General features: G+C 63.6%; 17 protein-coding genes and 3 pseudogenes. 7 read left to right on the plus strand and 13 right to left on the minus strand.

Annotated elements, in window-relative coordinates:
* Positions 1–63 precede the first annotated feature (63 nt).
* Both FBY33_RS00200 and FBY33_RS00205 read right to left on the minus strand, forming a co-directional pair.
* Positions 64–2520: a hypothetical protein gene (locus tag FBY33_RS00200; protein WP_142028772.1), complete on the minus strand. Its 2457-nt coding sequence runs from the start codon at positions 2518–2520 to the stop codon at positions 64–66.
* Between the two features lie 5 nt (positions 2521–2525).
* Positions 2526–3194: a peptidoglycan-binding protein gene (locus FBY33_RS00205; protein WP_142028773.1), complete on the minus strand. Its 669-nt coding sequence runs from the start codon at positions 3192–3194 to the stop codon at positions 2526–2528.
* A gap of 199 nt (positions 3195–3393) precedes the next feature.
* Between FBY33_RS00205 and FBY33_RS00210 the strand changes: the two genes are divergently transcribed.
* A complete protein-coding gene (locus FBY33_RS00210) occupies positions 3394–3969 on the plus strand; it encodes an SRPBCC family protein (protein ID WP_142028774.1) in 576 nt (191 codons plus the stop codon).
* Between the two features lie 14 nt (positions 3970–3983).
* Here the strand turns inward: FBY33_RS00210 and FBY33_RS00215 are convergent, their stop codons facing one another.
* From FBY33_RS00215 to FBY33_RS00225, 3 genes are all read right to left on the minus strand, one after another.
* Complete coding sequence (locus tag FBY33_RS00215) at positions 3984–4289, minus strand: hypothetical protein (protein WP_142028775.1); 306 nt, start codon at positions 4287–4289, stop codon at positions 3984–3986.
* 34 nt (positions 4290–4323) lie between these two features.
* A complete protein-coding gene (locus FBY33_RS00220) occupies positions 4324–4563 on the minus strand; it encodes a hypothetical protein (protein WP_235010190.1) in 240 nt (79 codons plus the stop codon).
* Between the two features lie 195 nt (positions 4564–4758).
* Positions 4759–5781 (minus strand): DUF6454 family protein, encoded by a 1023-nt coding sequence (locus FBY33_RS00225; protein ID WP_142028776.1) that lies wholly within the window; start codon positions 5779–5781, stop codon positions 4759–4761.
* A 285-nt stretch (positions 5782–6066) separates the two neighbouring features.
* Here FBY33_RS00225 and FBY33_RS00230 point away from each other — a divergent pair, with 285 nt between their 5' ends.
* The 3 genes from FBY33_RS00230 to FBY33_RS00240 all read left to right on the plus strand — a co-directional run bounded on the left by FBY33_RS00230 (position 6067) and on the right by FBY33_RS00240 (position 8691).
* The gene (locus FBY33_RS00230) at positions 6067–7155 is read left to right on the plus strand and encodes a glycerophosphodiester phosphodiesterase family protein (protein WP_142028777.1); all 1089 of its coding nucleotides are present in this window, start codon (positions 6067–6069) and stop codon (positions 7153–7155) included.
* An 83-nt stretch (positions 7156–7238) separates the two neighbouring features.
* Positions 7239–7742: an anthrone oxygenase family protein gene (locus FBY33_RS00235; RefSeq protein WP_142028778.1), complete on the plus strand. Its 504-nt coding sequence runs from the start codon at positions 7239–7241 to the stop codon at positions 7740–7742.
* A gap of 43 nt (positions 7743–7785) precedes the next feature.
* Positions 7786–8691, plus strand: a complete 906-nt coding sequence (locus FBY33_RS00240) for a DMT family transporter (protein WP_235010192.1) — start codon at positions 7786–7788, stop codon at positions 8689–8691.
* Positions 8692–8693: 2 nt separating this feature from the next.
* Here FBY33_RS00240 and FBY33_RS00245 read toward each other — a convergent pair whose 3' ends face one another.
* From FBY33_RS00245 to FBY33_RS00255, 3 genes and pseudogenes are all read right to left on the minus strand, one after another.
* The gene (locus tag FBY33_RS00245) at positions 8694–9074 is read right to left on the minus strand and encodes a hypothetical protein (RefSeq protein WP_142028780.1); all 381 of its coding nucleotides are present in this window, start codon (positions 9072–9074) and stop codon (positions 8694–8696) included.
* 246 nt (positions 9075–9320) lie between these two features.
* Positions 9321–9533 (minus strand): annotated as a pseudogene (locus FBY33_RS20900) (FCD domain-containing protein); the annotation flags it as partial.
* Positions 9527–11125, minus strand: coding sequence for a sensor histidine kinase (locus FBY33_RS00255; protein WP_160141926.1), 1599 nt, complete (start codon positions 11123–11125; stop codon positions 9527–9529). The gene FBY33_RS00255 and the pseudogene FBY33_RS20900, both read right to left, overlap by 7 nt.
* 239 nt (positions 11126–11364) lie before the next feature.
* On the opposite strand from FBY33_RS00255, the gene FBY33_RS00260 reads away from it, so the two are divergent.
* A complete protein-coding gene (locus tag FBY33_RS00260) occupies positions 11365–12114 on the plus strand; it encodes a response regulator transcription factor (protein WP_235010194.1) in 750 nt (249 codons plus the stop codon).
* A gap of 735 nt (positions 12115–12849) precedes the next feature.
* Here FBY33_RS00260 and idi read toward each other — a convergent pair.
* From idi to FBY33_RS00280, 4 genes and pseudogenes are all read right to left on the minus strand, one after another.
* A pseudogene (idi, locus tag FBY33_RS00265) lies at positions 12850–13206 on the minus strand (isopentenyl-diphosphate Delta-isomerase); the annotation flags it as partial.
* A 256-nt stretch (positions 13207–13462) separates the two neighbouring features.
* Positions 13463–13669 carry a hypothetical protein gene (locus tag FBY33_RS00270; RefSeq protein WP_235010196.1) on the minus strand — a complete coding sequence of 69 codons (207 nt, stop codon included), beginning with the start codon at positions 13667–13669 and terminating at the stop codon, positions 13463–13465.
* A 141-nt stretch (positions 13670–13810) separates the two neighbouring features.
* Positions 13811–15103 carry a MinD/ParA family ATP-binding protein gene (locus tag FBY33_RS00275; protein ID WP_235010209.1) on the minus strand — a complete coding sequence of 431 codons (1293 nt, stop codon included), beginning with the start codon at positions 15101–15103 and terminating at the stop codon, positions 13811–13813.
* 802 nt (positions 15104–15905) lie between these two features.
* Positions 15906–16733, minus strand: a complete 828-nt coding sequence (locus FBY33_RS00280; protein WP_142028784.1) for an MBL fold metallo-hydrolase — start codon at positions 16731–16733, stop codon at positions 15906–15908.
* 1142 nt (positions 16734–17875) lie between these two features.
* On the opposite strand from FBY33_RS00280, the gene FBY33_RS00285 reads away from it, so the two are divergent.
* Positions 17876–19453, plus strand: coding sequence for a polysaccharide biosynthesis tyrosine autokinase (locus FBY33_RS00285; protein WP_442858305.1), 1578 nt, complete (start codon positions 17876–17878; stop codon positions 19451–19453).
* Positions 19454–19754: 301 nt separating this feature from the next.
* On the opposite strand, the pseudogene FBY33_RS00290 reads toward FBY33_RS00285, so the two are convergent.
* Positions 19755–21043, minus strand: a pseudogene (locus tag FBY33_RS00290) (IS3 family transposase).
* Between the two features lie 467 nt (positions 21044–21510).
* On the opposite strand from FBY33_RS00290, the gene FBY33_RS20415 reads away from it, so the two are divergent.
* On the plus strand, positions 21511–21660 hold the full coding sequence (locus FBY33_RS20415; RefSeq protein WP_200831477.1) for a hypothetical protein: 150 nt from the start codon (positions 21511–21513) through the stop codon (positions 21658–21660).
* Positions 21661–21831 lie beyond the last annotated feature (171 nt).

A 21831-nucleotide genomic window follows, 5' to 3' on the forward strand; every position in this document is an offset into this window, starting at 1 on the left:
GCTTGGAGCAGGCAGGAAGGCACGACGGCGGCGGCAGGCTCAGGCGGCAAAGGCGGGCCGCAATCAGCCGGCGCCGGAAGTCGGCACCGGCACCAGAGTCTCCCCTCCCCCGGAATCCACGGTGGGCTCGGGCGTGGGGTACACAACGGACGACGTCGGCTGCCCGCCTTCCACATACTGTCCGGCAGGGGCGGTTGCCTCCTGGGCCGGGGCCGGATTGGACACACCGGCGGGGGCCGTCTCCTGGGCCGGGGGGGTGGGCTCGGCCTGGGCGCCGGACGGGGTGGAGCTGGGGGCGGGGTCAGCTGATGCCGGGGATGTCGCCCCGGAGGATGTTGTCCCGGAGCTGCCCTTGATGATGGCAGTAATCTGTTCCTTGTACCCGTTCAGCGCGGCCTGGATGTCGGAGAGCGGAACGTCCTGGATGTTCCTGCCGTACTCGGCGATCTGTGCCCACAGCGCTTCCAGCTGCTGTTTGCTGTCCCCGTCCAGGGGCCCGTCGACGGTGAGCACCAGCTGGCTGGCCAGGGCGTAGGCCAGGCAGTCCAGGCAGTTGTAGTTGGCGGCCGCGGAGAGGTTTTGCGGAACAATGACGTCGGCCTGGCCCACCACCAGGACCACCTGGAACCCGATTGCCACCGCCGCGCAGCCGGTGCAGTTGGCAAAGGCGTAGGCCTCGTTGGTGGTGGTGACTGCGTCTCCATCCTCGGCCCACACCAGCGCGAATGCCACGCTGTATTTAACCGACCCGTCGGTGGTGTTGACGGCGAGCGCCTGGTTCCCGTCGCCCTCCGGAGCAGCCGGCCGGTCGAACGGGAACACCCAGGACGGTCCCGCAGTACCGGAACCAACAGTGCCGGAAGAAGCAGCGCCACCCTTTGATGAGGCACCGGACTCAACCGGCACCAGCACCATGCTCAACTGCGGATTGTCCCGCGTCGGTTTGCTGGAGCCTGCGGGCCACAACGCAACCGTACGCCCGGCACTCCCCTGCCGCAACGCACCGCCGTCGCGCTTGGGCAAAATAGCCCGGGTGGCGTCACCCAGGGTCCCGCGTTCGTACGCCTGCACCGGACGGTACGTCCCGCCGTCGGGCCACCATGCCCAGGCCAGCCCCGCGAGCAGGGCCGCCACGGCACCCATCGCGACAATCCTCTGGCCAAGCTTGCCGCGGGTTTTCTGCCACAGGCCCGTGACCAGTTGGCGCAGGAGCCGCACCACGATGTAGAGCAGGCCCAGGACCGGGACGGCCACCACCACGATGGCCAGTGCCCGCACGGCCACGCCCACGAAGTCCCCGGCGGTCAGGCTTGCGGCCAGCAGTTCCTGCTGCTTGCCCAGGCTGGCCCAGCCGGTGGCCAGGAGCCGCGGCAGGGAGAGCACCATCATCACCATGCTGAACAGCAGTAGCGGCACGGTGACCATGACCCAGAGGGTCACCACCGCGCGCGCCCAGGGCTTCAGCACCTTGCTCTCCGGGTTTCCCCAGCGCCAGGGCAGGATCCCCAGGAGGGTGGGCTTGATCCGCTGGAACAGGTCCGGCACGCCGGTGGCGTCGGCCAGGATGTGGTAGCCGTCGTACTTCACCAGCGGGATCAGCTGGCGGACCATCTGCAGGATCTGCGTGACCACCACCAGCAGCAGCGCGTCAAAGCCGGTGGCCCACCACAGTCCCATGATGGCCACCGCCACGATGGCGTTGAAGTACAGCCCGCCCAGGTCGGTGCGGATCCTGCCGCCGCGGCCCAGCCGGTAGGAGTCGGTGACGTCCGTGAAGAACGCGGGCCAGAGCAGGTAGAGTCCGGCGCCCATGGCCCCTGGGGTTGCCCCGCCCTTGCGGGTGGCGGCCGCGTGGCCGAACTCATGGAAACCGGCGGAGAGGATGGTGACGGCGAGGATCAGCAGCAGCAGGGCGGGCTGTTCGAAGGCCTCGTGCGTGGCGGAGCCGAGGCCCTTGACCATGAGCAGCCACCAGCACGCCGCCAGGAACGCGGCCGTCACGGCCACCACGATCAGCGGGTTGAACAGCACGGCGAAGGGTGTGGTGATCCGGCGGGTGCGGTCGGGATCGGACACGATGTAGCGGAACCGCAGGCCCAGCAGCGGGTTGGCCTTCTTCACCTCCGGTTGGGTGCCGTCGGCGAGCCGGAGCAGGCCCATGGGCAGCAGCTGCGAGTCGATCAGCGTACGGACGTTCTCCGCGCTGACCAGCCGCCCAAACCCCTCGCTGGCATGGCGGGCCATGTCCTCCAGGTCCCGCGTCCCGTCGGCGGCCTCCAGCACCAGGTACAGCAGCGGGGTCAGCTGGAGGGTCTGGCCGTCGGCGCGGCGCACCAGGGCGGGCGGTGTCCGGTAGCCGGACCCCTCGGCCGGGCCGAGCAGCTGCACACCGTCGGCCCGGGCGGGAAGGTGGGCTCCCGCCGTCGTAATAGTGCTGCGGTCCGGCGGATCCTGGGCAAGGGTGGCGCGTGACGACGGCGGGCCCGCCTCGGGAGGCGGCCCGCCGTGGGCGTGGGTCATCGTTGTTACTGCTGCAGGTCGGACTGCTGGTCAGCGGTGGCGTTGGCTTCGCCGTCGATGTGCTGGTTGATGGTGGCGCTCTGGTCCGAGATGGCGTACGCCTGGCTGTCGATGGAGCCGATGTTCGCGGCCACGGCAGCATCGATGGGGGCAGCCACGTTGGCGTTGGCGGCCACGGCACCGTTGATGGGGGCGGCGATGGCGGCGTCGGCGTCCAGGTTGACGTCGACGTTGAGCAGGTTGCCGTTCAGCACGCCGGCCGCGTCCGTGAGCCCGCCGGTGCTGGTGGGATCGGTGACCGCGCCGGCCGTTCCGTCCGTGGTTCCGGCATCGGTGCCGGCGTCGGCGGTGTCGCCGGCCTGGCCGATCACGCTGTCCTGGGTGGAGTCGGCGTTGGCGTCGGCCGTGATGCCCTGGTCGATCACGGCGTCCTGGCTGGAGAGTGCCTGCGCGTCGGAGCCGAAGGAGAGAATGTTGGCCGAGGCGGCTGCATCGATGGGTGCGGCCACGTTGGCGTTGGCGGCGACGGCGAGGTCGATGGGTGCTGCGGCGTTGATGCCCAGGTCCAGGTCCGCGTTCAGGTCCAGGACGGATGCCACTTCCTTGTCCGGCAGTGCGGTGGCCTGCTCCGACATCAGTTCTTCATCAGTGAGGGGACGCATTTCGTTGTCCATGGTTGAGACCTCCGGTGCGGCGCGGGTGCTCTGCCCCCAGCGGGCAGCCCGCGCCACATAATACTAAGCATGATTAGTAGTTTTGCGAAGTACGCGTCCGGGCATTACGCATTTCGCTCGAAGCCGTGCTGACGGCGCCCGTTGATTACGTGCCGTCCCACACGTACCGTGAACTAATAATCCGTGCGTGGAGGCGGCAATGGACGGGAAATCCGAAGGCAGAAACGGCTATGAATTCCGGACCGTCTGGCGGGTGGCCGGGACCCCGCACGAGGTGATGGACGTTTTGGGTGATGCGGGTTCACTGGACCGCTGGTGGCCTTCGGTGTATTTGTCGGTTTTGCCTTTGGAGTCCGGTGGCCCTGGCGGCGTTGGAAAGGCATTCTTCCTTCACACCAAGGGCTGGCTGCCATACACGCTCAAGTGGAAGCTCACCGTCACCGAGCCCATCACCGAACAAGGACTTGCCCTCTCCGCCCAGGGCGACCTCAACGGCACCGGACGCTGGACCTTCAAGCAGGACGGGCCGGAAACGGTCGTCATCTATGACTGGCGGGTCAGCCCGTCAAAACCGCTCCTGCGGCGGCTGGGCTGGCTGCTTAAGCCCGCCTTCGCCGCGAACCATCGCTGGGCGATGGCGCGCGGGCAGGAAGGCCTCGCGCTGGAATTACGACGACGGCGTCCCGGCGCCGATCTCTCCGGCATCCCGCAGCCGGCGGGCCCTACCTTTGTCAGCCGGCGCCGGCGTCGTAAAACCGCGCACCTGCCCCTGTGAATCGGCACCTTTCGCTAGCGGGAAGGCGGCTCGGGGGCGATCCCCAGGATCCGTGTTTGACCAGCGGCAAAAGGATCACTGCCTGCGCCCGACTGAGGCGTTGCCTCCGCACTCAGTTCACTGAGCGCCACGTGGAGTATTTGCTGCTGGATGCCAGGCAAGGCCGACTCTCCAGCCAAGTGGGCTGCGACGGCAGGTTCGCTGGCATCGCCGCCCAGGCTGTAGTAACGCAGCCACAGTTCCCAAAGGGTGACGCCGGCGTGGTTGAAGCCGATGTTCAGATATTGGGCTTCTTGTTGTTGGACACTTCTCAAGTCCATCGGTTACCGGCCTCCCATCCGGTGCAGTGAAGATTCACGGGCCCCGCCCCTGATCCTGAAATGGCCGGCGAACGGTGAGCATATGCATCAGCAGTGCCTTCTCGGGCTGGCCCGGGTGCATGGCCACATGGCGGTTGAGCGATTCACGGACGCCCGCTTCACCTGGATCTGCGCCGCTGAGAATGTCGTCGATAATCTCCAGTGCCTGCAGTTGTATCGGCAAGGAGGCGAGTTCACCTGAGCCCATGGAGGGCAATTCTTGATTTCCATTCACGGGTCCCACCTTCGCCTTTCACAGCGTCTGCCGATCCCCCAAGAACTGCGGATATGGGCTCCTGCCCTACCGCCGGACAATAAGATAAGCGTACTTAGCATCACGGGAAGATAACAAGCGAAAAGTTGATGGATTTATGCGGGAGAACGCATCCGGCGAGGCCGACAATTGGGGAAACGGAGCGTCCGGTGCGGGCTACTGTGCCGGGGTGACGGTGGCCCGGTAGGTGAGGATTTCGGTTCCGTTGCCTTCGTCGCCGTTGTCGGGGGCCACCGTCATGGTGAGGTGGTTGCCGTCGGCAGTCATTTTGAAGGGGTTGCGGGTGGCCACGTGGCCGGCGGTGGACCACCGCTGGAACGGCACGTCGCGGATCACGTTGTGGGATTTCAGGTCGATCATCGCCATGCCGCCGAGCTCGTAGGTGGCACCGGTGCCGCCCGCGGCGGGGGTCTGCGGGAGGTTGGTGATGCCGCTGCAGAGCATCCTGGAGTTGGGCACGTACTGGCAGTCCTGGTAGTCGATGAAGTAGTTCGGGTTCTCCCACGTGGAGAGCTGCTTGCCCTGGAGGTCCCATTCGGCGAAGCGGCGTGAACCCCAGGTGTTGCCCACCAGGTGGCCGGTCTTCTTGTCCATCACGATGCCGCCGAAGTGGTCCGCCACCTCGAACTGCTTGTGCACGTCCAGGGTGTCCGCGTCCATGCGGTAGATGATGGCACTGCTGTTGGGCCGGTATTGGGCCACGGGCACCCAGAGGTTGGTGCCGTCGAAGTCGATGCCGCCCGGATGGTACATGTCACCCTCGCCCAGGATGATGTCCTTCTGGAGGTTGCCGGCCTTGTCCATGACGAACAGGTGGCCGATGCCCTTGCCGGGGGTCCGGTCGAAGCCGTCCTGCGGGGTGGGGAACTTCTTGGTCGGCTCAAGAATCTGGACGGCCGACAGGAAGATGTGGTCCTGGCTGTAGGCGATGCCCTCGGTGTGGTAAGTGGGGAAGTTCAGCTTCAGCTTGGACGTCTGCTGCCAGTTCGTGTTCCGGTCGACGCCGTTGAAAGCGTCCGCCAGGGCCGTGTCCAACTCCTGGTGGTTGCCGGAGCCGGGGTTGGCTTGGTGGTCATTGTTGCCTGCGGCCTGGGCGACGGCGGTGCCGCCGAGTGCCGACGCCGCCAGGATGATGGCTGCGGCGGCCGTGAAAAAGCCGGGGGTACGGGACGTGCTCATTGGGGGGGAGCCTCTCAAGGATGGGTCATAGCAAGACGCCCCGAAGTTACTTGGCGGTAATTAACCGTTACTGGCAGGCGGGTGAACGGCAGGTGGCGACAAGGAACACCTTCCCCCGGAACGTGTTTGTGCCGGTCACCCGGATGTGGGGACCGGATACCGCCGTTCGCTTTCCGGCCATGGGCAGTTGGCCTCAGCGTCGCCCGGCATTTCCCGTGGGTGTGAACAGTGGCCAAAGCCCCGCCAATGGGGCTTCCCCTCTCCCCCAATTTGGAGACTTGTCTGATGAAGAATGCAAAGCTGCTGACCGCGGCCGCCCTGTGCACCGGCCTGGCCCTGGGAACATCCCTCCCGGCCCAGGCGGCGGACACCAACCCCAACGGCAGCGAAAACCACTTTGACCTCCAGGCCCACCGCGGCGGCATCGGCCTGACGGTGGAGTCCACCCTGGCGTCCTTCGCCAAGGGGATCGAGACCGGTGTCTCCACCCTTGAACTGGACCTGCAGATCACCAAGGACGGCCGCGAAGTCATCACCCATGACCGCAAGATCAGCGGCCAGAAGTGCCAGGACACGGCCCCCGTCACCCCTGGGGATCCGCAGTTCCCGTACGTGGGCAAGTACGTCAAGGACCTTACGTTCGACCAGGTCCGCAGCCTTGACTGCGGCTCAAAGACCCTGCCGCAGTTCCCGGGCCAGCAGGCTTCGCCCGGCGCCAAGATGCCCACCCTTGCTGAAGTCTTCGACCTGGCCAGGCAGTACCGGGCCAGCCAGGTGAAGTTCAACATCGAGACCAAGGTGGAGGCCGGGGCACCGGAGCAGACGGCTCCCCGCGAGCAGTTCGTGGACGTGGCCCTGCGCGAGATCAACGCCGCGCACATGGCCGAGCGGGTCGCCATCGAGAGTTTCGACTGGGGTGCACTGCGCCTGGTGAAGGAACGGCAGCCCGGCATCCGCACCGTTGCCCTGACCAACAAGGACTTCCTGCAGGCCGGCCTGCCCGGCGCCTCGCCCTGGCTGGGCGGCATCGATTCGGATGACTTCGGCGGCGACCTGGTGGACTCAGCCGCTTCCCTGGGCTTCGACGCCGTCTCCCCCGTCCATGGCACCCCGCAGAACGGCACCGTCACGGACCCCGGCTACGTCCCCTACGTCACCGCGGATATGGTGGGGAGGGCCCACGCCAAGGGCATGCAGGTCATCCCGTGGACTGTGGACGACAAGCCCACCATGCGGGCCCTGATGGACATGGGTGTCGACGGGCTCATCACTGATTACCCCAACATGCTGCGGGATGTGATGGCAGAGCGGTCGGTGAAGCTTCCCAAGCGGTACACACTGGCACCCGGCGCATTAGCGACGGCAGCCGGCTGACCATCCCGTTCAGCTGCTGAAGGCCTCTGTTCCGGACCACCGGGACAGGGGCCTTTAGGGTCTACCCGGAGTACATTGTGGGCATGGGACAGACTTCCTCGCCTCGCCGCGATCTGCTTACCGATCGGTTCCTTGACGTGGCGGAGTTCAGCCACGCCCACTGGTTCTTTGGAAACCTGTATGAGCTGCTGGTCAAAGTGCCGCACCGCGTCGCGGCCTCCGAGGCAAGCAAAGAGCTCCCCCGGTCCCCCTTTGGGGCGGGCAGCCCGGGGCGCTATTACGCACCCCTTGCTCCGATCAATGCCCCGGCCGCCGTCGGTGCCCTCGCGGCGGGATGGCATGATCCGGGCACCAGGACCTGGCTGATGGTAGCCGCAGCCAGTTCCGTCACGGGCGCTGCCGCTACCGTTTACGTTCTTCGCTCCCTCAACCCCAAGCTGTTCTTCAGCCCGGAACCGCTGAGCCAGAACCAACGGGAACCTTTATTGAGGCGGTGGTATCAGGTCCACACCGTACGGCTGGCGGCCAGCGCCGTTGCGCTGACCGCCATCCACCGGGCCCGGACCATCCGGCTCAGAAGCCAGTGACAACCGCAACCCCGGCATAGCATTGGCGGGGTAAGGTCTGATCATGATCCAGGCTGCGGCCGTGTCCGCACTGACGTCCTACCACTGGCTGGGGATTCCGATCGCCGCCGTCGGCGCGGTCCTGCTCGCCCTGGGAACGCTATTCCAGCACCGGGCCGTGGGAGACCAGCCGGCAGCAGCCGGGCGTGCGGCGGGCAGCATGGGCGGCGGACGCCTTCACGCCCTGATGCGGAAACCGGTGTGGCTGGCCGGGACGGCGATGCTGGGCGCTGCGATCCTCCTCCAGCTCACCAGCCTCCGGTTCTCACCCCTGATCGTGGTGCAGCCCATTGGGGCGATCGCCCTGGTGGTCACCACACTGGCCACCGCGCGGATGACCCGCCGGTCCCCGGGGCGCCGGGCCCTCACCGCCGTCGCCTTATGCGTTGGCGGGGTTGGCGTGTTCGTTGCTGTGGCGGCGCTGTCCGCGGAGGACGTGGAGATCAGCGACCGGCACCTGGTCACCATCCTGATCGTGCTCGCCGTGGTCCTGGCCTGCGTGGCCGCGGCTTATCTCTTGTGGCGCCACCGCTCGCACGCGGTGGTCTTCACGGCCGGGGCCGGGATCCTGTTCGGCTTCGTCGCGGCCCTGGCCAAAACCGTCATCGCCCGGCTGTTCCAGGGCGACTTCGAGTGGCTGTCCCTGACATGCCTGGCGGGGCTGCTCATTGCCGCCCTGGGCGGCAGCTTCCTGGTCCAGAACGCCCACACCCGGGGCTCCCCCGAACTCGTGGTCGCCGGCCTGACCGTCATCGACCCGCTGGTGGCCGTGGCGATCGGCATCACCATCCTGGGCGAAGCCGATGCAGCTCCCCCGCTGGCTATCGTCCTGTTCCTGCTGTCAGGTGCCACCGCCGTGGCCGGCGTCATCCTGCTCGCCACGGTCAAGAAACCCGTTATAACGGGGTAGCGCTACCGCGCCTGTCCGGCCTTCTCGGAACTGGAGGAGCCGCCGAAAAGCCGGATCCGGACTATGCGGACCACCACTCCCGTCAGGACCAGGCCGACTCCCACGGCCATGAGGATCCAGACAGGCACGGAATCGGCCTCGATGGTCCGGTAGCACGTGGCCGCCGCCCCAATACCGCCTTGCGCAAAGTCGAGCTGTTCGGCAGCGCGGCTGTTGGGGAACAACGGGCTGCCGCACAGAGGACCGGATGGCTGCAACCCGATGACGAAACCAAGGATGTACACGTCCAGTCCCGCGGCAACAACCCACAGCCACACCCGCTGCTGCCAAAACCCTAGTTTGCCGGCAGAAACAGGCTTCGCCGGAGCATCATGCATCTCCATGGTTCGAGCATAATCGGCTCTCCACGCTCCGGTATGACCTGTCGCCGCACTTCCGCCGTTCCCAGCACTCCGCGCTAGTCTCATGACCAGGGAGCAAGAGGCACCAGATACGGCGGTTGGGCGGTGAGAAGTACGACGGCGGCACCTGGGTTGCAACCGCTGGGCACCGCGGGTGCCGCCCGCCAACCGGCACGACGCAAGCCGGAACCGCTGAATACTTCCCTCAATGGTGGAGTAGGCCCTCAAAAGGAACTCGTTGTCCGTGGCCTCCACGATCCGCCGGTGAAAGTTCTCGTCCGCCTTCCAGTAGGCGCGGTAGCCGGCAAACGTGTCACCGCCCCGGCGGGACGCCTCACGGTCGCGGTGGAACCCTTCCAGGTCCGCCACCAACTCATCCGTTGAATTGCCGGCGGCAATGTTGGTGCAGGCGGGTTCAAGAATCTGCCGGGAGGTCAGCAGCGCGGTGCTCCGGGGCCGCCAACCTCCAGGCCCTTCGGGAGAGTTACGGTAAAGGTGCTGCCCAGATTCAGCCTGCTGCTCGCTGTGATGGAACCTCCATGGTTTTCGACGATCCGTTTTACGATACCCAGGCCCAGGCCTACGCCGGGTATTGCTGACTCACGGACAGCATCGGACCGGAAGTACCGTGTGAAAATCTTTGGAAGGTCCTCATCGCTGATTCCAATTCCGGTGTCGGTGACCGATAACGAGATGGCCCCACCCGTGTCCCACGCCCGTATAGTCACCGTCCCTCCGCGCGGGGAGTACTTGATCGCGTTGGAGAGCAGGTTGTCCAAAACCTGGCCGACGCGGCCCGGATCTGCGGTGAGCCAGAGGCGCCCTGCAGCTTCGTTTACGATCTCCACACCACGGCTTTCAGCCCTGGTCGCCGCGGAGGCAACGGAAACCCGGATCAGGTCCAGGAGGTCCATTTTTTGGGGATGGACTCCCATGGAATCGGACGAGACCGAGAGAAGATCCGAGACCAGGTTGAGGAGCTTCTCCGCGTTGCTTTGGGCGATTCCCAGGAACGCTTCATGCTGGCCCGGCCGGTCTTCGGGAGTCTCCAGAACGAGATCCAGGTATCCGAGGATTGACATCAGCGGACTCCTGAATTCATGGGAGATGTTGGCGACAAAGTCGTCCTTTATGGCTAGTGCATTCACCAGTTCAGTGACGTCGCTGAAAGCAAGGACGGAACCGGCAAAATTTCCATCCTTATCCGTCATTGCACGCGCTGTGGACGAAAGCACCCGGTTGTCCGCGGCGCTGCCCAGCCGGACGATGTAGTCGGAAAACGACTGGCCCTGGGCTGCACGGGCAACGGGGCTGTGTTCGGAGGGAAGCGGGGTAGTGCCGTCGCTCGCCAGAAGATTCAGGTCCTGTTCCTTCCCTGACGGCCGGGACAATGTGCGGTTGCGCCGGTGTTGCTGGTTGACCAGGATGTCGTTCCCGGCAGCGTCCACGGCGTGGACTCCCACGCCCACGACGTCCAGCATGGTGTCCAGCAGGCGTTGTCGCTCAAGGCTTTCCCCATAGGCCTTCCGAAGTTCCTCGTCCTGGCTTTTGAGCCTGGCATCCTGGCTGGCCAGGCTGCTCACCAGGACGTGGACCGCCAGGGCGATCACAGTCATGATCAGTGGAAGCAGGAAGGGGCGGGCTATATCGGACGGAGTTGCTGATGCGCCGACTAGGAGCGGCACCCCAACGGTCAAGAGAGTTGCCGCAAAGGACAGGGCCACGCCCGTCTTGCCTTCCCGGGCCGCCAACCAGATAACGGGGAAGACCAGCAGCAGGCCAAGACTGCTGAAGGAGGAGGCCGTGGCCTCACGGGCCAGCCCGACAACCGCGAAGTCCAGCAGCGGAACCAGGAGGAAGGTCTTGGCGGGCAGAAGGTTCCAGGGAAGCAGCACACACAGGACAGTGAGGCTGAAGACTAAGATGAGCGACAGCTGAAGGCCGGTGTCCTGCAGCTTTGCGGGCCGGACAAAAGCCAGCATGACAGCGACTGTCAGCAAGGAACCGGTCAGCGGAAGTTGGCTGATCAGCATGCTCCGCCGCTGGTTTGCATCGCCGAAGAATCTGTCTCTGACCTGATGTGCCAGGTCTTCCCCAATGCCTCGCTCTAAGGCCCGGTGAAATTCAGTGGTCATTGTCTGCATTATTCCCCCCGCTTCGAATAATAGACGGGCTTTGAAGGCGTACCCAGAGAATCGCATCTCAATCCTGGTTTATTGCCCGTTAGGATGGGGAACGGTTCTTGCACTGGGGAAAAGAACGGGGGAAATACGTGGAGCGGTCTCGCGTTGCGGTGATTATTGAAGACGAGGAAGACGTCCGGGAGCTCATCGCGGTGGTATTTCGGCAAGCCGGGTTCGTGACCCACGGTGCGCCAAGCGGCGAAGATGGTGTTGACCTGGTCCGCCAGCACGATCCAATGGTGGTAACGCTCGACATCGAGATGGCGGACATGGACGGGTTCGAAGCTGCCAGGCGCATCCGCTTGTTCAGTGACAGTTACGTCATCATGCTGACCGGGCGGGACGATGAGGCCGACGCGATGATGGGGCTGGACAACGGGGCCGACGATTACATTGTCAAGCCCTTCCGCCCCCGGGAATTGCGGTCCCGGATCAACGCACTGCTACGGCGTCCGCGCTGGCAGGAGGGGCCGACTCCAACCACCAGCCATCACGCGGGAGGCAGCGGCCGGCGGTCGGCCGAGCGGCTGGAACATAACGGCCTGGTGCTGAATGTCCGGACCCGGAAGGTCGAGGCGGACGGAATCGAACTTGACCTCAGCGGACGTGAATTCGATCTCCTGCACACGCTCATGGAAAGCACGTGGGTCCACCGCAGCAAGGCGGACCTGGCGCAGAAACTGCGGGCGGCGCATTACGAGACCGGTGAGCCCGTGACGCGCAGGGAAGAATCAGCCGTCGATTCCCTGATGTCCAGCCTGCGCGTAAAGCTCGGTGACACCGAGCGCCCGTATCGCTGGCTCCGGTCGGAGCCCGGAGGTTACTCACTGGGGGTCTAGTTGTACCCGAGTGCAGACCTCGGACCTGACCGGCATGAACTTGCTGGACTCATACCAACTCGTCAGCCAGATGGGCCTGGCACCGGCTGCCAACGTCTGCGTTCCCAACCACACCGGGGTGGCCAAGCGGCCCGAGTGGACGCTGCGGGCGCCCAGCGTACGGCGGCGCTCACAGCCGGCTGCGCAAGGCTGCCGAGGACTATACCTCGCGGTAGCCGGTATTGGGAGGGGCGCTGCGGACCTAACCCAGGTACGCAGCGCTCCTTTTACGTCCGGCGGCAACACATACAAGCGCGGCCTGCGAAATCTGCGCCGACCTTGACGCATTCTTGACCGAATCCGGGCACATCCTTGAGGTATTCCCGCCAAAGTGATGCGTGAAGGACGGGAGCGCATCCTTGATGCACCTGGGTACTGGGTCCCAGTCGACCGCGCCTGCGTCGGATCAAACCGATGGTCTCAGACGCCTGGCGGCGCTAAGCAATGGCGCCGCCAGGCAACCAATCCACATTCCTCAGCAGACCAGGGGCCTGCGGCGGAGGCAGGGATCAGCGTCGATCCGAAAAAGCCGCCGGCCCCTCCAACTGTCGAGTAAGGCAGCGTTGCCGTGCGGCGGCACCACCAGGTGCATCGCGTTGCGGCCGATGGTGAAGTCACCTTGCCCACCATCACCTCCGGCCGGACGCCTGCGCTTCAAGCGCGCCTTTCACATACTGGCAGTGCATTGCGCGCCGGCTACGAGCTGAACAGGTCCGGGTAGAGCAGCGGCAGCTGAAGGGTCAGCCATGGGCTGAAGGCCCATGGCGTAGCGGCCACGGCGGCGGTGATCAACGCCGGATCGGTCCACTGCCACTCCACCACCTCGTCGGCACGGGGAGCCAGTGGGGACGCGGCACGGGCGGTGTAGACCGGACAGATCTCGTTCTCCACCACGCCGGAGGCATCCACTGCCCGGTACCGGAAGTCCGGCACCGTCAGCTCAACGTGGTCCAGGCGGAGACCCAGCTCGTACTCGCCGCGGCGCCGAACGGCGTCCTCAAGGTCCTCCCCAAGGCCGGGATGGCCGCAGAAGGAATTGGTCCAGACCGACGGCCGCATGGTTGATGGTGTCACGGCTTCCCTTCTTCACCCGGGCCAAGACGCGCGCTGGCATCCTGCACTCCGAATACCCCACCCCGTGGCAGCATCGTGAGGCTCACCAGCCGCGGGGTTCCCAATATCGCCGGCACCTACCGCAACCTCGCCGAGGCCAAGGCCGGAAGCCGCGACAGGGAGGTAGGTCGAAAGCGGGGCGGGCGCGGCAGGAAACAGAAGGCACGACGGCGGCGCGCACCGAACCGGGAGAGCGCTAGTTAATCAGGTAAGAGCCCTCGGGCTCCGGCTGGTGCACGCGGTTCTTGGCCAACGGCAGGGCCGCGGCCAGGGCCTTGAGCCCTACGGCAGGAAGCAACACCGCAGCCGCCGTGACCGACAATGCAGTCACGCCCATCAGCGCCAGGGTTTCTCGCTTCGGCAGGCGGCGGCGACGGCGTCCACCGTCCATGAGTTCCATCATGCTGAAAGGCTAGGAGGCCCCGGCCGGAACACCCCCGTAGCGGCTACCTGTCTTTCCGGCGAGCACTACTGGGAGCGGATGGCGCCGGCAGGGCGCGGACCGAGGCCCCGGCACGCACCAAAGCAGAGGGGCAAGGAGACGCTACCGGTACCCGTCCACGATCGCGGCAGCAATCTCCTTGTACGCCCGCCGCGTCTCCGGCTTGAGCACGTCCAGGGTCACCAGGTCGCCGTCGGCCACGCCGCGGTCGTGGGGCACGGCGATCAGTTCGCGGCAGATCCCGGAAAGGTGCTCCTCGATGGCGTCCTTGTCCACGCGGGAGGACACCTCGTCCTTGTCCGTGATCACCACGATCGCGTTGCGGGCCAGGTCCTCGTACCCGTGGCTGGCCAGCCAGTGCAGCGTGCTGCGGGCCCGCTTGGCGCCGGACACGGCATAGCCGGCGGCGATCACCAGGTTGTCCGCCGACTGCAGGATCCCGCTCATGGCGTTGTGCGTCACGCCGGTGCCGCAGTCAGTCAAAGCCACGGAGTAGTAGCTGGAGATGAGCTTGCGGATCCGCAGGTATTCCTCGGCCGTCAGGGAGTCCGAGACCTCCGGGTCCTGCTCCCCCGCGATCAGGTGCAGCCGGCCGGCGTGGTGCATATACCGGGCCAGCGCAGTGAGCGAGTTGATGGACTCGATGTTCTCCAGCAGGTCCGTGATGGTCCGCGGGCTGGCCTGCTGGTAGATGCCCTCGCCCAGTGCACGTTCCACCAGGTCCCCGGAGTCGGGGTTGGCGTCGATGGCGCAGGGCGCGTCGCCACGGTATTCGGCAAGCGTCAGGCCCACACCGACCGTGGTGGACGTCTTGCCGATCCCGCCCTTGAGGCTCAGGACGGCGGTGTTGTAGCTGCCCTGGAGCTGGCGCGAGATCCGGCGCGCCAGTTCGTCCTCCTGGCGCTGCTTGGGCCCGGGACCCAGGTTCCAGGCGCCGCCGGTCAGGTTGTACAGGGCGCCGCGGAAGCCGCCCACGGGCCGCGGTTTCTGTTCCTTGACGAACAGGCCGGGCGAGCTGATGAAGTCCGGCATGGGGCTTTCGGCGATCGAGTCGGCCACGGTGGGCCGGCTCCGGCGGAGCGCGGGAGCGTCGACGGGAGCGTCGGACGGCGGCACGGCAGCCTGAGGAGCCACCCCACCCTTCGCGGAATGCCTTGTGGCGGCGGGCACTGAGGCGTTGGGTTCCGGCGCAGAATCGGCGGCTGGCGGGCGGGCGGGCTGCGCCGGGGCGGACTGTGCGGGTGCGGACGGCGAGGGAGCCGCTGGGGCAGGGGAAGGTGCGCGGGACGGCTTGGTTGCATCGGCGGCAGCGGCCGCCTCCGCCCAGGAGGAGCGGCGCGTCACCGGCTTACCGGCTTCGTTTGAACTGGAAGGGGAAGGGGTTACTGCTGGCATGGTTCCTGTCCAGGCATCGTCCACTGAGCCGTCGGCACGACGAAGGTCGCGGCGTCGGCGCAGCCGCGGCTGCCCTGCATCCTCTGCTTGGGCGCCTGCATTCTGATCTGCCGGATCTGGCATGTCTGTCCCCCCCCCGGACCTTTCGGCAAACGGTTCTGCGGCACTGGTTCAATCAGTAAGTCTAGGGGGTCCGGCAGGAGCTCCTGCCCAGTATCCTGCGATCATCGGCGCAGCTCAGCGGTGGATGAGCGCAACCGAAACGACCGCAGCCGTAAGTACCAGGAGAACGGCAAGAATGATATAGCCCACCCACTTGGGACGGCCTTTGTGGGGGTTGATGTCGACATACGGCATGGTCAGCGCTGGTTACCTCGGGGTGCGGGCTGGACGGGGATCCGGAGTGCGCGGCGCTTGAGCCGCAGCATCTGGTACAGGACAACAAAAGGCACCATAAGTGTCCCCAATAGAGCGCATAGCGCCAGGGCGTAGTCAGAGAAAGCCACAATAATCTCCATCGGTCATAAGCTCGCTTACTACTCACGACCTAAACACGTGACATCTCGGTTGACAAGTCACAACAAAAGAGGGGACCTAAGCCTCTACCAGTAGCTCCAGCGCGCCGGATGCGCGACCAATACGGCTGCAACCGCGGGGACAGCTAGCAAAACACAGGGAAATAGGCATGTTTTTTGCCAGGTGACATACCTGCGCGAGCAACGACCAGCTTAGGTTCCTTCATTCGAGAGATGTCGGAGTGCTGGAAAGCCAACCTCAAGATTTCCTCAAGGAAGGCCAAATGTTACGAAGCTTCGTGGCTGTTGCGCCAGTTCTCCTGGAGCCGCTTGATGAACCACCGGGATTGTTCAGGCCCGTAAGGCAGGACGGGAATGGCCTTGGTAGCGTCGTTGGGAGTGTCGCGGATGGACTGGCGGGCCTGGCGGACGGCAGTGCCCATGGTGTTGGCCATGGTTTTGACGAACTGGTCGCTGCACGGCTTTCCGTGGCCGGGGATCAGGAATTCGTAGCGGTGGCGCAGAGCGGAGATGTGCCGGAGTGCATCGGCCCACTCCTCCGGGTAGGAGTTCTCGAAGGAAGGGTGCGCGCCCTGCTCCACAAGATCCCCTACGTAGAGGGTGGTTGAGGTTCCGACCAGGAGGTCACCGTCGGTGTGGCCGCGGCCCAGATAGAACAAGGTGGCCGTCAGACCGCCGAGGTCCACCAGAACGGGCTGGTCTTTGACGATGGCGTTGGGAACCACAAGCTCGACGTTCTTACCCTCGCCGCTCGACATTTCTGGTTCCAGCGTTGCAACCAACCGGCGCTGCAGGTCGCCGCGCTGGTCGATCTCGGTGGCGCAGTTCTTGTGCGCCCAGAATTCGGTGACACCGGATTCGGCGAACGCAGCGTTGCCGAAAAAGTGGTCGTAGTGGGCGTGGGTGTTGACGACGACGAGGGGCAGCTTCGTCTTCTCCCTAACCGCGTCAAAGATCTTGCGTCCTTGTCGGGGACCGCAACCCGTGTCGATGACCATGGCGCGCTCGGAGCCAACGATCAGGCCCGTGTTCAGCTGGAATCCTTCAGTCACTAGTACATAGTTGTCCGTGCCGACTTCGAGCCATTCCGACATTATTTCTCCGTACCTCCCGCAAAGCAGCGTGCGTTCGTCTAGGGAACTGATTGTACCCAGCAGGGATTGTGCCCGCAGTGGCAGCGCCGATTCCGTCTGCAGTATTGGTCCCTTGGAGCTGAGATAGACTCCCGGGACTGTGGCAACTCATGCATTCCGAAGAGGTTAACGTCTTCCTAACTCCCACCCCGGAGGCCGGAATCTTTCTTGCTGCTTAGATGTACTAATCGGGGCGGTGCCAGGGATAGTGGGGCTGACCGACCCTGGATGAGCTGTTCTAAGGCTCCAAATTTATTCACCGTTTGCTACTCGACGGGTTGATGCTGTGCGACTTTGGCTGCGCCGATTTCTGGAGACCGCACGCCAGATAGTTTGGGAAGCTGGGCAGGCGTCCCCATCTATGAACAACGACAGCTAAGGAGTTGAAATTGCTGAATCAAGCGTGAGGCCATGTCCTCGTGTGTAGGCACCTGCCGCTGTCAGTTCGCGGCAACGATTGAGTCGCCACTCTCGTATATGAGATTCCCTCAATTTCTTTTCATCGATCGAAAAATGTCCTAGTCAAAGGTCCCGAGGCGAGGAGCGAATCGGATTTATTCCAGCTCAGTGCTGCAGGAACTGCACAGGTCTCGACTATGAAGCGCTCGTCGACCAATTGCCAGTCCATACATGACGCAGAATCTTGTTGTCACCTACGTTCTGAGGGAAGTGGATACGACCAACAAGCTTCATGATCGCTGTGAGTGGGCGTACTTCCAGGGCAAACATGTAGGTGATGTAGGTCAAATGATAGGTACTCGGTGACAGTAGCGAACACCTACTTTCGATTTTCCTCACTCCCTGTCATTGCATAGATTTAATCGTGCGCTTCGCGGTCAGGTGCACAACGTTACTGACTCGCTGTCTATCTCCGCTGCTAGGGCCCCAGGTATTAGATCCGCCCGACACCCCTAACCCCAGACGTCGGCGGCGGCAGACGCGGGGGCCCCTTAAAGGAGCGGTCCGCTACTGGTGCACAATGACAGATATCAACCAGTTCGATCCACCGACATTGGAACCGGGCAGAGGACAGACACTCTCACAGAAGCACGCCGAGATTTGAGGCCCTACTGCCCGGGTATGATGGATTGGAGCGCACGTCAGTGCCGTCCTGGAAGCAGTCAACCAGCTTCCAGCATCCGCCACAGGGGGTTTCCGGCTTGGATTTGAGTGAGTACCTACGCGTCCTGCGGCGCAGTTGGATGTTGATTTTAGCTTTGGCTTTGGTTGGATTGCTTAGCGGTGGCGTGCTCGCAGTGCTCACTAAGCCTACTTACACAGCCGATACCCAACTTTTCGTGGCAATCCAAAACTCAGGATCCGTTCAAGAACTGCAGCAGGGCAACACTTTCAGTCAGGCGCGAGTACAGTCCTACGTCAAAATTGTTGATTCTCCAGCGGTGCTGCAACCAGTCATAGAAACTTTAGGGCTGCCTACAACTGCCAACGACCTCGCAAAGCGCGTCACGGCGTCGACAGAACTCAACACCGTGCTCATCGGTATTTCGGTCACGGACTCCTCGGCAGTGCAGGCATCTGCGATTGCTGAGGAAACCGCCAGAAGTCTTATCAAGACTGTTGAGAATTTAGAAGAGCCAAAGACCGGGGGCCCCTCGCCCATCAGTCTCTCCGTCATAAAACCCGCGGTGGCTCCCTCGACACCGTCCGCCCCAAACACCCGACAAAGTCTTATTGTTGGGCTGATTCTGGGCCTCGCCTTGGGCGTTGCCGGGGCTGTCGGACGCTCCATCTTGGATAATCGGATACGCAGTGAGGCTGAACTTAGACTCGTAACTGACGCACCACTCCTCGGGGCAATACACTTCGACCAAGGAACAACCAAAAAGCCACTTCTTACTCAGACAAGCTTCCAGAACCCTCGCGCTGAATCGTTCCGCCAGCTCCGGACGAACCTGCAGTTCGCCAACGTATCAAGCCATGGCAAAACTGTGCTGATTACATCGTCACTTCCGGGTGAGGGAAAGAGCACTACCGCAACAAACCTGGCCATTGCCATGGCTCAAGCTGGTCAAACAGTTTGCCTGGTAGACGCTGATCTTCGACGGCCCATGGTGGGGGAATACCTCGGTTTGGACATGTCTGCGGGCCTAACAACCGCACTCGTGGGTACTGCTGACGTCAACGACGTTCTTCAGCCTTGGGGCGAAGATCAACTTTACGTCTTGACCTCTGGACAGATTCCTCCGAACCCAAGCGAACTCCTCGGTTCCGATGAGATGAAGCTCTTAGTGTCGCGGTTGGAAGAAGTGTTTGATGCAATAGTCATAGACGCCCCACCGTTACTCCCGGTGACAGACGCCGCTGTGCTTTCGCAACACGTGGGTGGCGTCGTAGTCGTTGTAGATGCCCAGAGGAGCCGGAACCATGACTTGGAGAAGGCACTAAACGCTCTCACCCTGGTCAGCTCTAACATTCTTGGCATCGTCATGAATCGTGTGCCTCAGAAGGGCCCCGATGCATACTCGTATGGCTCATATGCTTCCTACATGTCTGACAATGTGGAAAGTAGTAGTCCTCATCGCCCTCATCGAGCGGGCCGAAAATTGGGCCGTAAGGCCGAGTCTAGAGAGTTTGGGCAATTCACTGAGCACGATATAGAACCAGTCTCGGAACGCTCACCCCAAAGGTTCCCGACTGAACGCTTTGAAGCCGAAAGGTGACCTGGACGTCCCGACATTAGTACGCGTTACAGGAGCTTCTTCAAAGGCTGGCCTCCAACAGATAGGGACTGTACCTAGTCGCTTGTTGACTCTTTGAACTAGCGAGCTTGTGCTGGTGTGCGCACCATGTCCACTACCGTTACTGCCGGCCGCCAGTCTTTCATCATCGAAACCTAGCATCCGCCGAGCTGCCGGGTCGGCTCGTCCCGACGGAAGGAACACCGCGTGCAGCGGCTGAGCGATATTCCTGTTGCCTTGCCGGTGGAAGGTCCATGGTCCAAGTACTGAGCCGTCCCGGGAATCATGCCGCCTGTTTGTTGGCGGCGTCGTCGGGTAACGGGCCGGTTTGTAGATCATAATATGTTTGCTCATATTCCTCTGGCGTCTGGTGGTCCAGGGCGGAATGGAGGCGTTCGTTGTTGTACCAGTGGACCCACTCGAAGACGATCTCCATCACGTCGGTTTCGGTCTTCAGCGCTCCGCTGCGGAACGGTGAATCCTTCGCGACGGCCTCGTTCTTGAACAGCCCCATCACGGTCTCAGCGGCTGCATTGTCATAGGCGTCGCCCACGCTGCCGATGGAGGGTTGCAGGCCCTCCAGGGCCAGGGTGTCGGTGTAACGGATGGAGGTGTACTGGCTTCCCGCATCTGAGTGGTGGATCAGTCCCGCCGGCGCCGGGCGCCCGGTGTGCTGGCGCCGCCACAAGGCCATCCGCAGGCAGTGTTCGACGAACGCGGTGTCCTTGATGGTTGAGGTTTCCCAGCCCACGATCGCCCGGGAATACAGGTCGATGACCAGGGCGACGTAGACGAATCCGGAGTAGACCGGAACGTAGGTGAAATCAGTGACCCAGATCCGGTTCGGAGCCGGGGCGGTGAAGTCCCGATTCAGCAAGTCGCCGGCGCGCCGGCCGTCCTTGCCAGGGATGGTGGTGCGGGTTTTGCGGCCTCTGATCAGGCCGTTCATGCCCTATTCGCGCATGAGCCGGTCCACGGTGTGTTTGGAGGCTTCCGGGAATCCGTTTCGGCGCAGCCACTGCGTCATTTTCCGCCGCCCGTAGATGATCTCGGGCCGGGGACGTCCCTTCGCGTCGGGGACCTTCAAACTGCGGAGCGCATCGGTGATGTGCGCGTCTTCGATGGTGCGCAGAGCCGGCAGGCGTTTCTTCCACGCCCGGTAGGTTCGTGCGGCGACCTGCACGCCCTGCTCCCGCAGGACGGCACAGATCGACTCGACCGCATAACCTCCAGCCCGCATTTCGTCGATGAATCGACAGATCAGCGGCGGCGAGGGTCGAGCTCCCTCGCGAAGAAAATCGAGGCCTGTTTGAGGATCTCGTTGGACTCTTTCAAGTCCCGCACCTCAGCCCGTAGCCGCTTGATTTCCTCCAGCTCATCACTGCTCGGCCCGGTCTTCTCACCGGCATTGACCTGGGCCTGGACAACCCAGCGGCGCAGCGATTCAGGACCCACCCCGAGCTTCGGCGCCAGTGCCTTGCAGGCAGCATAAACAGACGGGTATTCAGACAACCGATCCAAGGTCATGCGCACGGCACGGTCACGGACTTCGGGCGGGAACTGCTTGGGCATAATCACTATCTTTCTCACAGAAGATAGCGGCATCAAACCCGGGACGGTTCACATAGCCCAGAACACCTCACCAGGGTCGCCGATGAACTCAATCGCAGACCACGTGAAATCCTGGGTTGGCAGAGTCCCATGGAGCACCTGACTAGACTGACTTCACCGGCGATAGACCCATAAATCGTTGCAACGACTGCTGAACTCCGCCGCCCGCAAGATGGCTCACTTTTCGACTATCGCTAACTGTAGATGCTGCCATCCATTGGGGAAGGCTGCGTGGGAGACCGCGACGGGTTTCGGGACGTCCAGGTGGACGGTCCGGGGCGTGGTGAGTGAAGCGTGTCGGTTGCGGCTGCCGGGCGTGGATGCGCTCATCCCGCGGAGGTTGGGGATTGATGAGCACTGGTTCCGATCGGTGCGGTACTTCCAGAACCCGGGAACGAATGCACGGATGCGATTCGAAGCCTTGGATGATGACCATCGTGGATCTGGACACCGGCCAGATCCTCGGCGTGGTTGACGGCAGGGACCACAAGGGCGTCGGGGACTCGCCCTCCGCCCGCCCCTTGAGTGGTGGCTGGCCTTGCAGGTCGTTGCGAACGACCCTCCGCGGCATTCCGTAAAGCGTTGCGGATGTGGCTTCCCCGGACCGTTATCGCTGTCGATCACTTCCACGTGATCTCGCTGGCCACCAAGCCATGACCGAAACCCGGCAGAACCTCTCCCAGTAGGTCAAGGGTCACGCGGCAGGGCCATCGACAAGGCCTGGGCGCATCGCGTGCTCCTGCTACTTG

The sequence above is a fragment of the Arthrobacter sp. SLBN-112 genome (genome assembly GCF_006715225.1).
In the GTDB taxonomy this organism is placed as follows: Bacteria; Actinomycetota; Actinomycetes; order Actinomycetales; family Micrococcaceae; genus Arthrobacter.

Coding starts and splice junctions, on each gene's coding strand:
- FBY33_RS00200 (WP_142028772.1), bottom strand. CDS start 2,520: ATGACCCACGCCCACGGCGGGCCGCCTCCCGAGGCGGGCCCGCCGTCG.
- FBY33_RS00205 (WP_142028773.1), bottom strand. CDS start 3,194: ATGGACAACGAAATGCGTCCCCTCACTGATGAAGAACTGATGTCGGAG.
- FBY33_RS00210 (WP_142028774.1), top strand. CDS start 3,394: ATGGACGGGAAATCCGAAGGCAGAAACGGCTATGAATTCCGGACCGTC.
- FBY33_RS00215 (WP_142028775.1), bottom strand. CDS start 4,289: ATGGACTTGAGAAGTGTCCAACAACAAGAAGCCCAATATCTGAACATC.
- FBY33_RS00225 (WP_142028776.1), bottom strand. CDS start 5,781: ATGAGCACGTCCCGTACCCCCGGCTTTTTCACGGCCGCCGCAGCCATC.
- FBY33_RS00230 (WP_142028777.1), top strand. CDS start 6,067: ATGAAGAATGCAAAGCTGCTGACCGCGGCCGCCCTGTGCACCGGCCTG.
- FBY33_RS00235 (WP_142028778.1), top strand. CDS start 7,239: ATGGGACAGACTTCCTCGCCTCGCCGCGATCTGCTTACCGATCGGTTC.
- FBY33_RS00240 (WP_235010192.1), top strand. CDS start 7,786: ATGATCCAGGCTGCGGCCGTGTCCGCACTGACGTCCTACCACTGGCTG.
- FBY33_RS00245 (WP_142028780.1), bottom strand. CDS start 9,074: ATGGAGATGCATGATGCTCCGGCGAAGCCTGTTTCTGCCGGCAAACTA.
- FBY33_RS00255 (WP_160141926.1), bottom strand. CDS start 11,125: ATGCTGATCAGCCAACTTCCGCTGACCGGTTCCTTGCTGACAGTCGCT.
- FBY33_RS00270 (WP_235010196.1), bottom strand. CDS start 13,669: ATGATGGAACTCATGGACGGTGGACGCCGTCGCCGCCGCCTGCCGAAG.
- FBY33_RS00275 (WP_235010209.1), bottom strand. CDS start 15,103: ATGCCAGCAGTAACCCCTTCCCCTTCCAGTTCAAACGAAGCCGGTAAG.
- FBY33_RS00280 (WP_142028784.1), bottom strand. CDS start 16,733: ATGTCGGAATGGCTCGAAGTCGGCACGGACAACTATGTACTAGTGACT.
- FBY33_RS20415 (WP_200831477.1), top strand. CDS start 21,511: ATGACCATCGTGGATCTGGACACCGGCCAGATCCTCGGCGTGGTTGAC.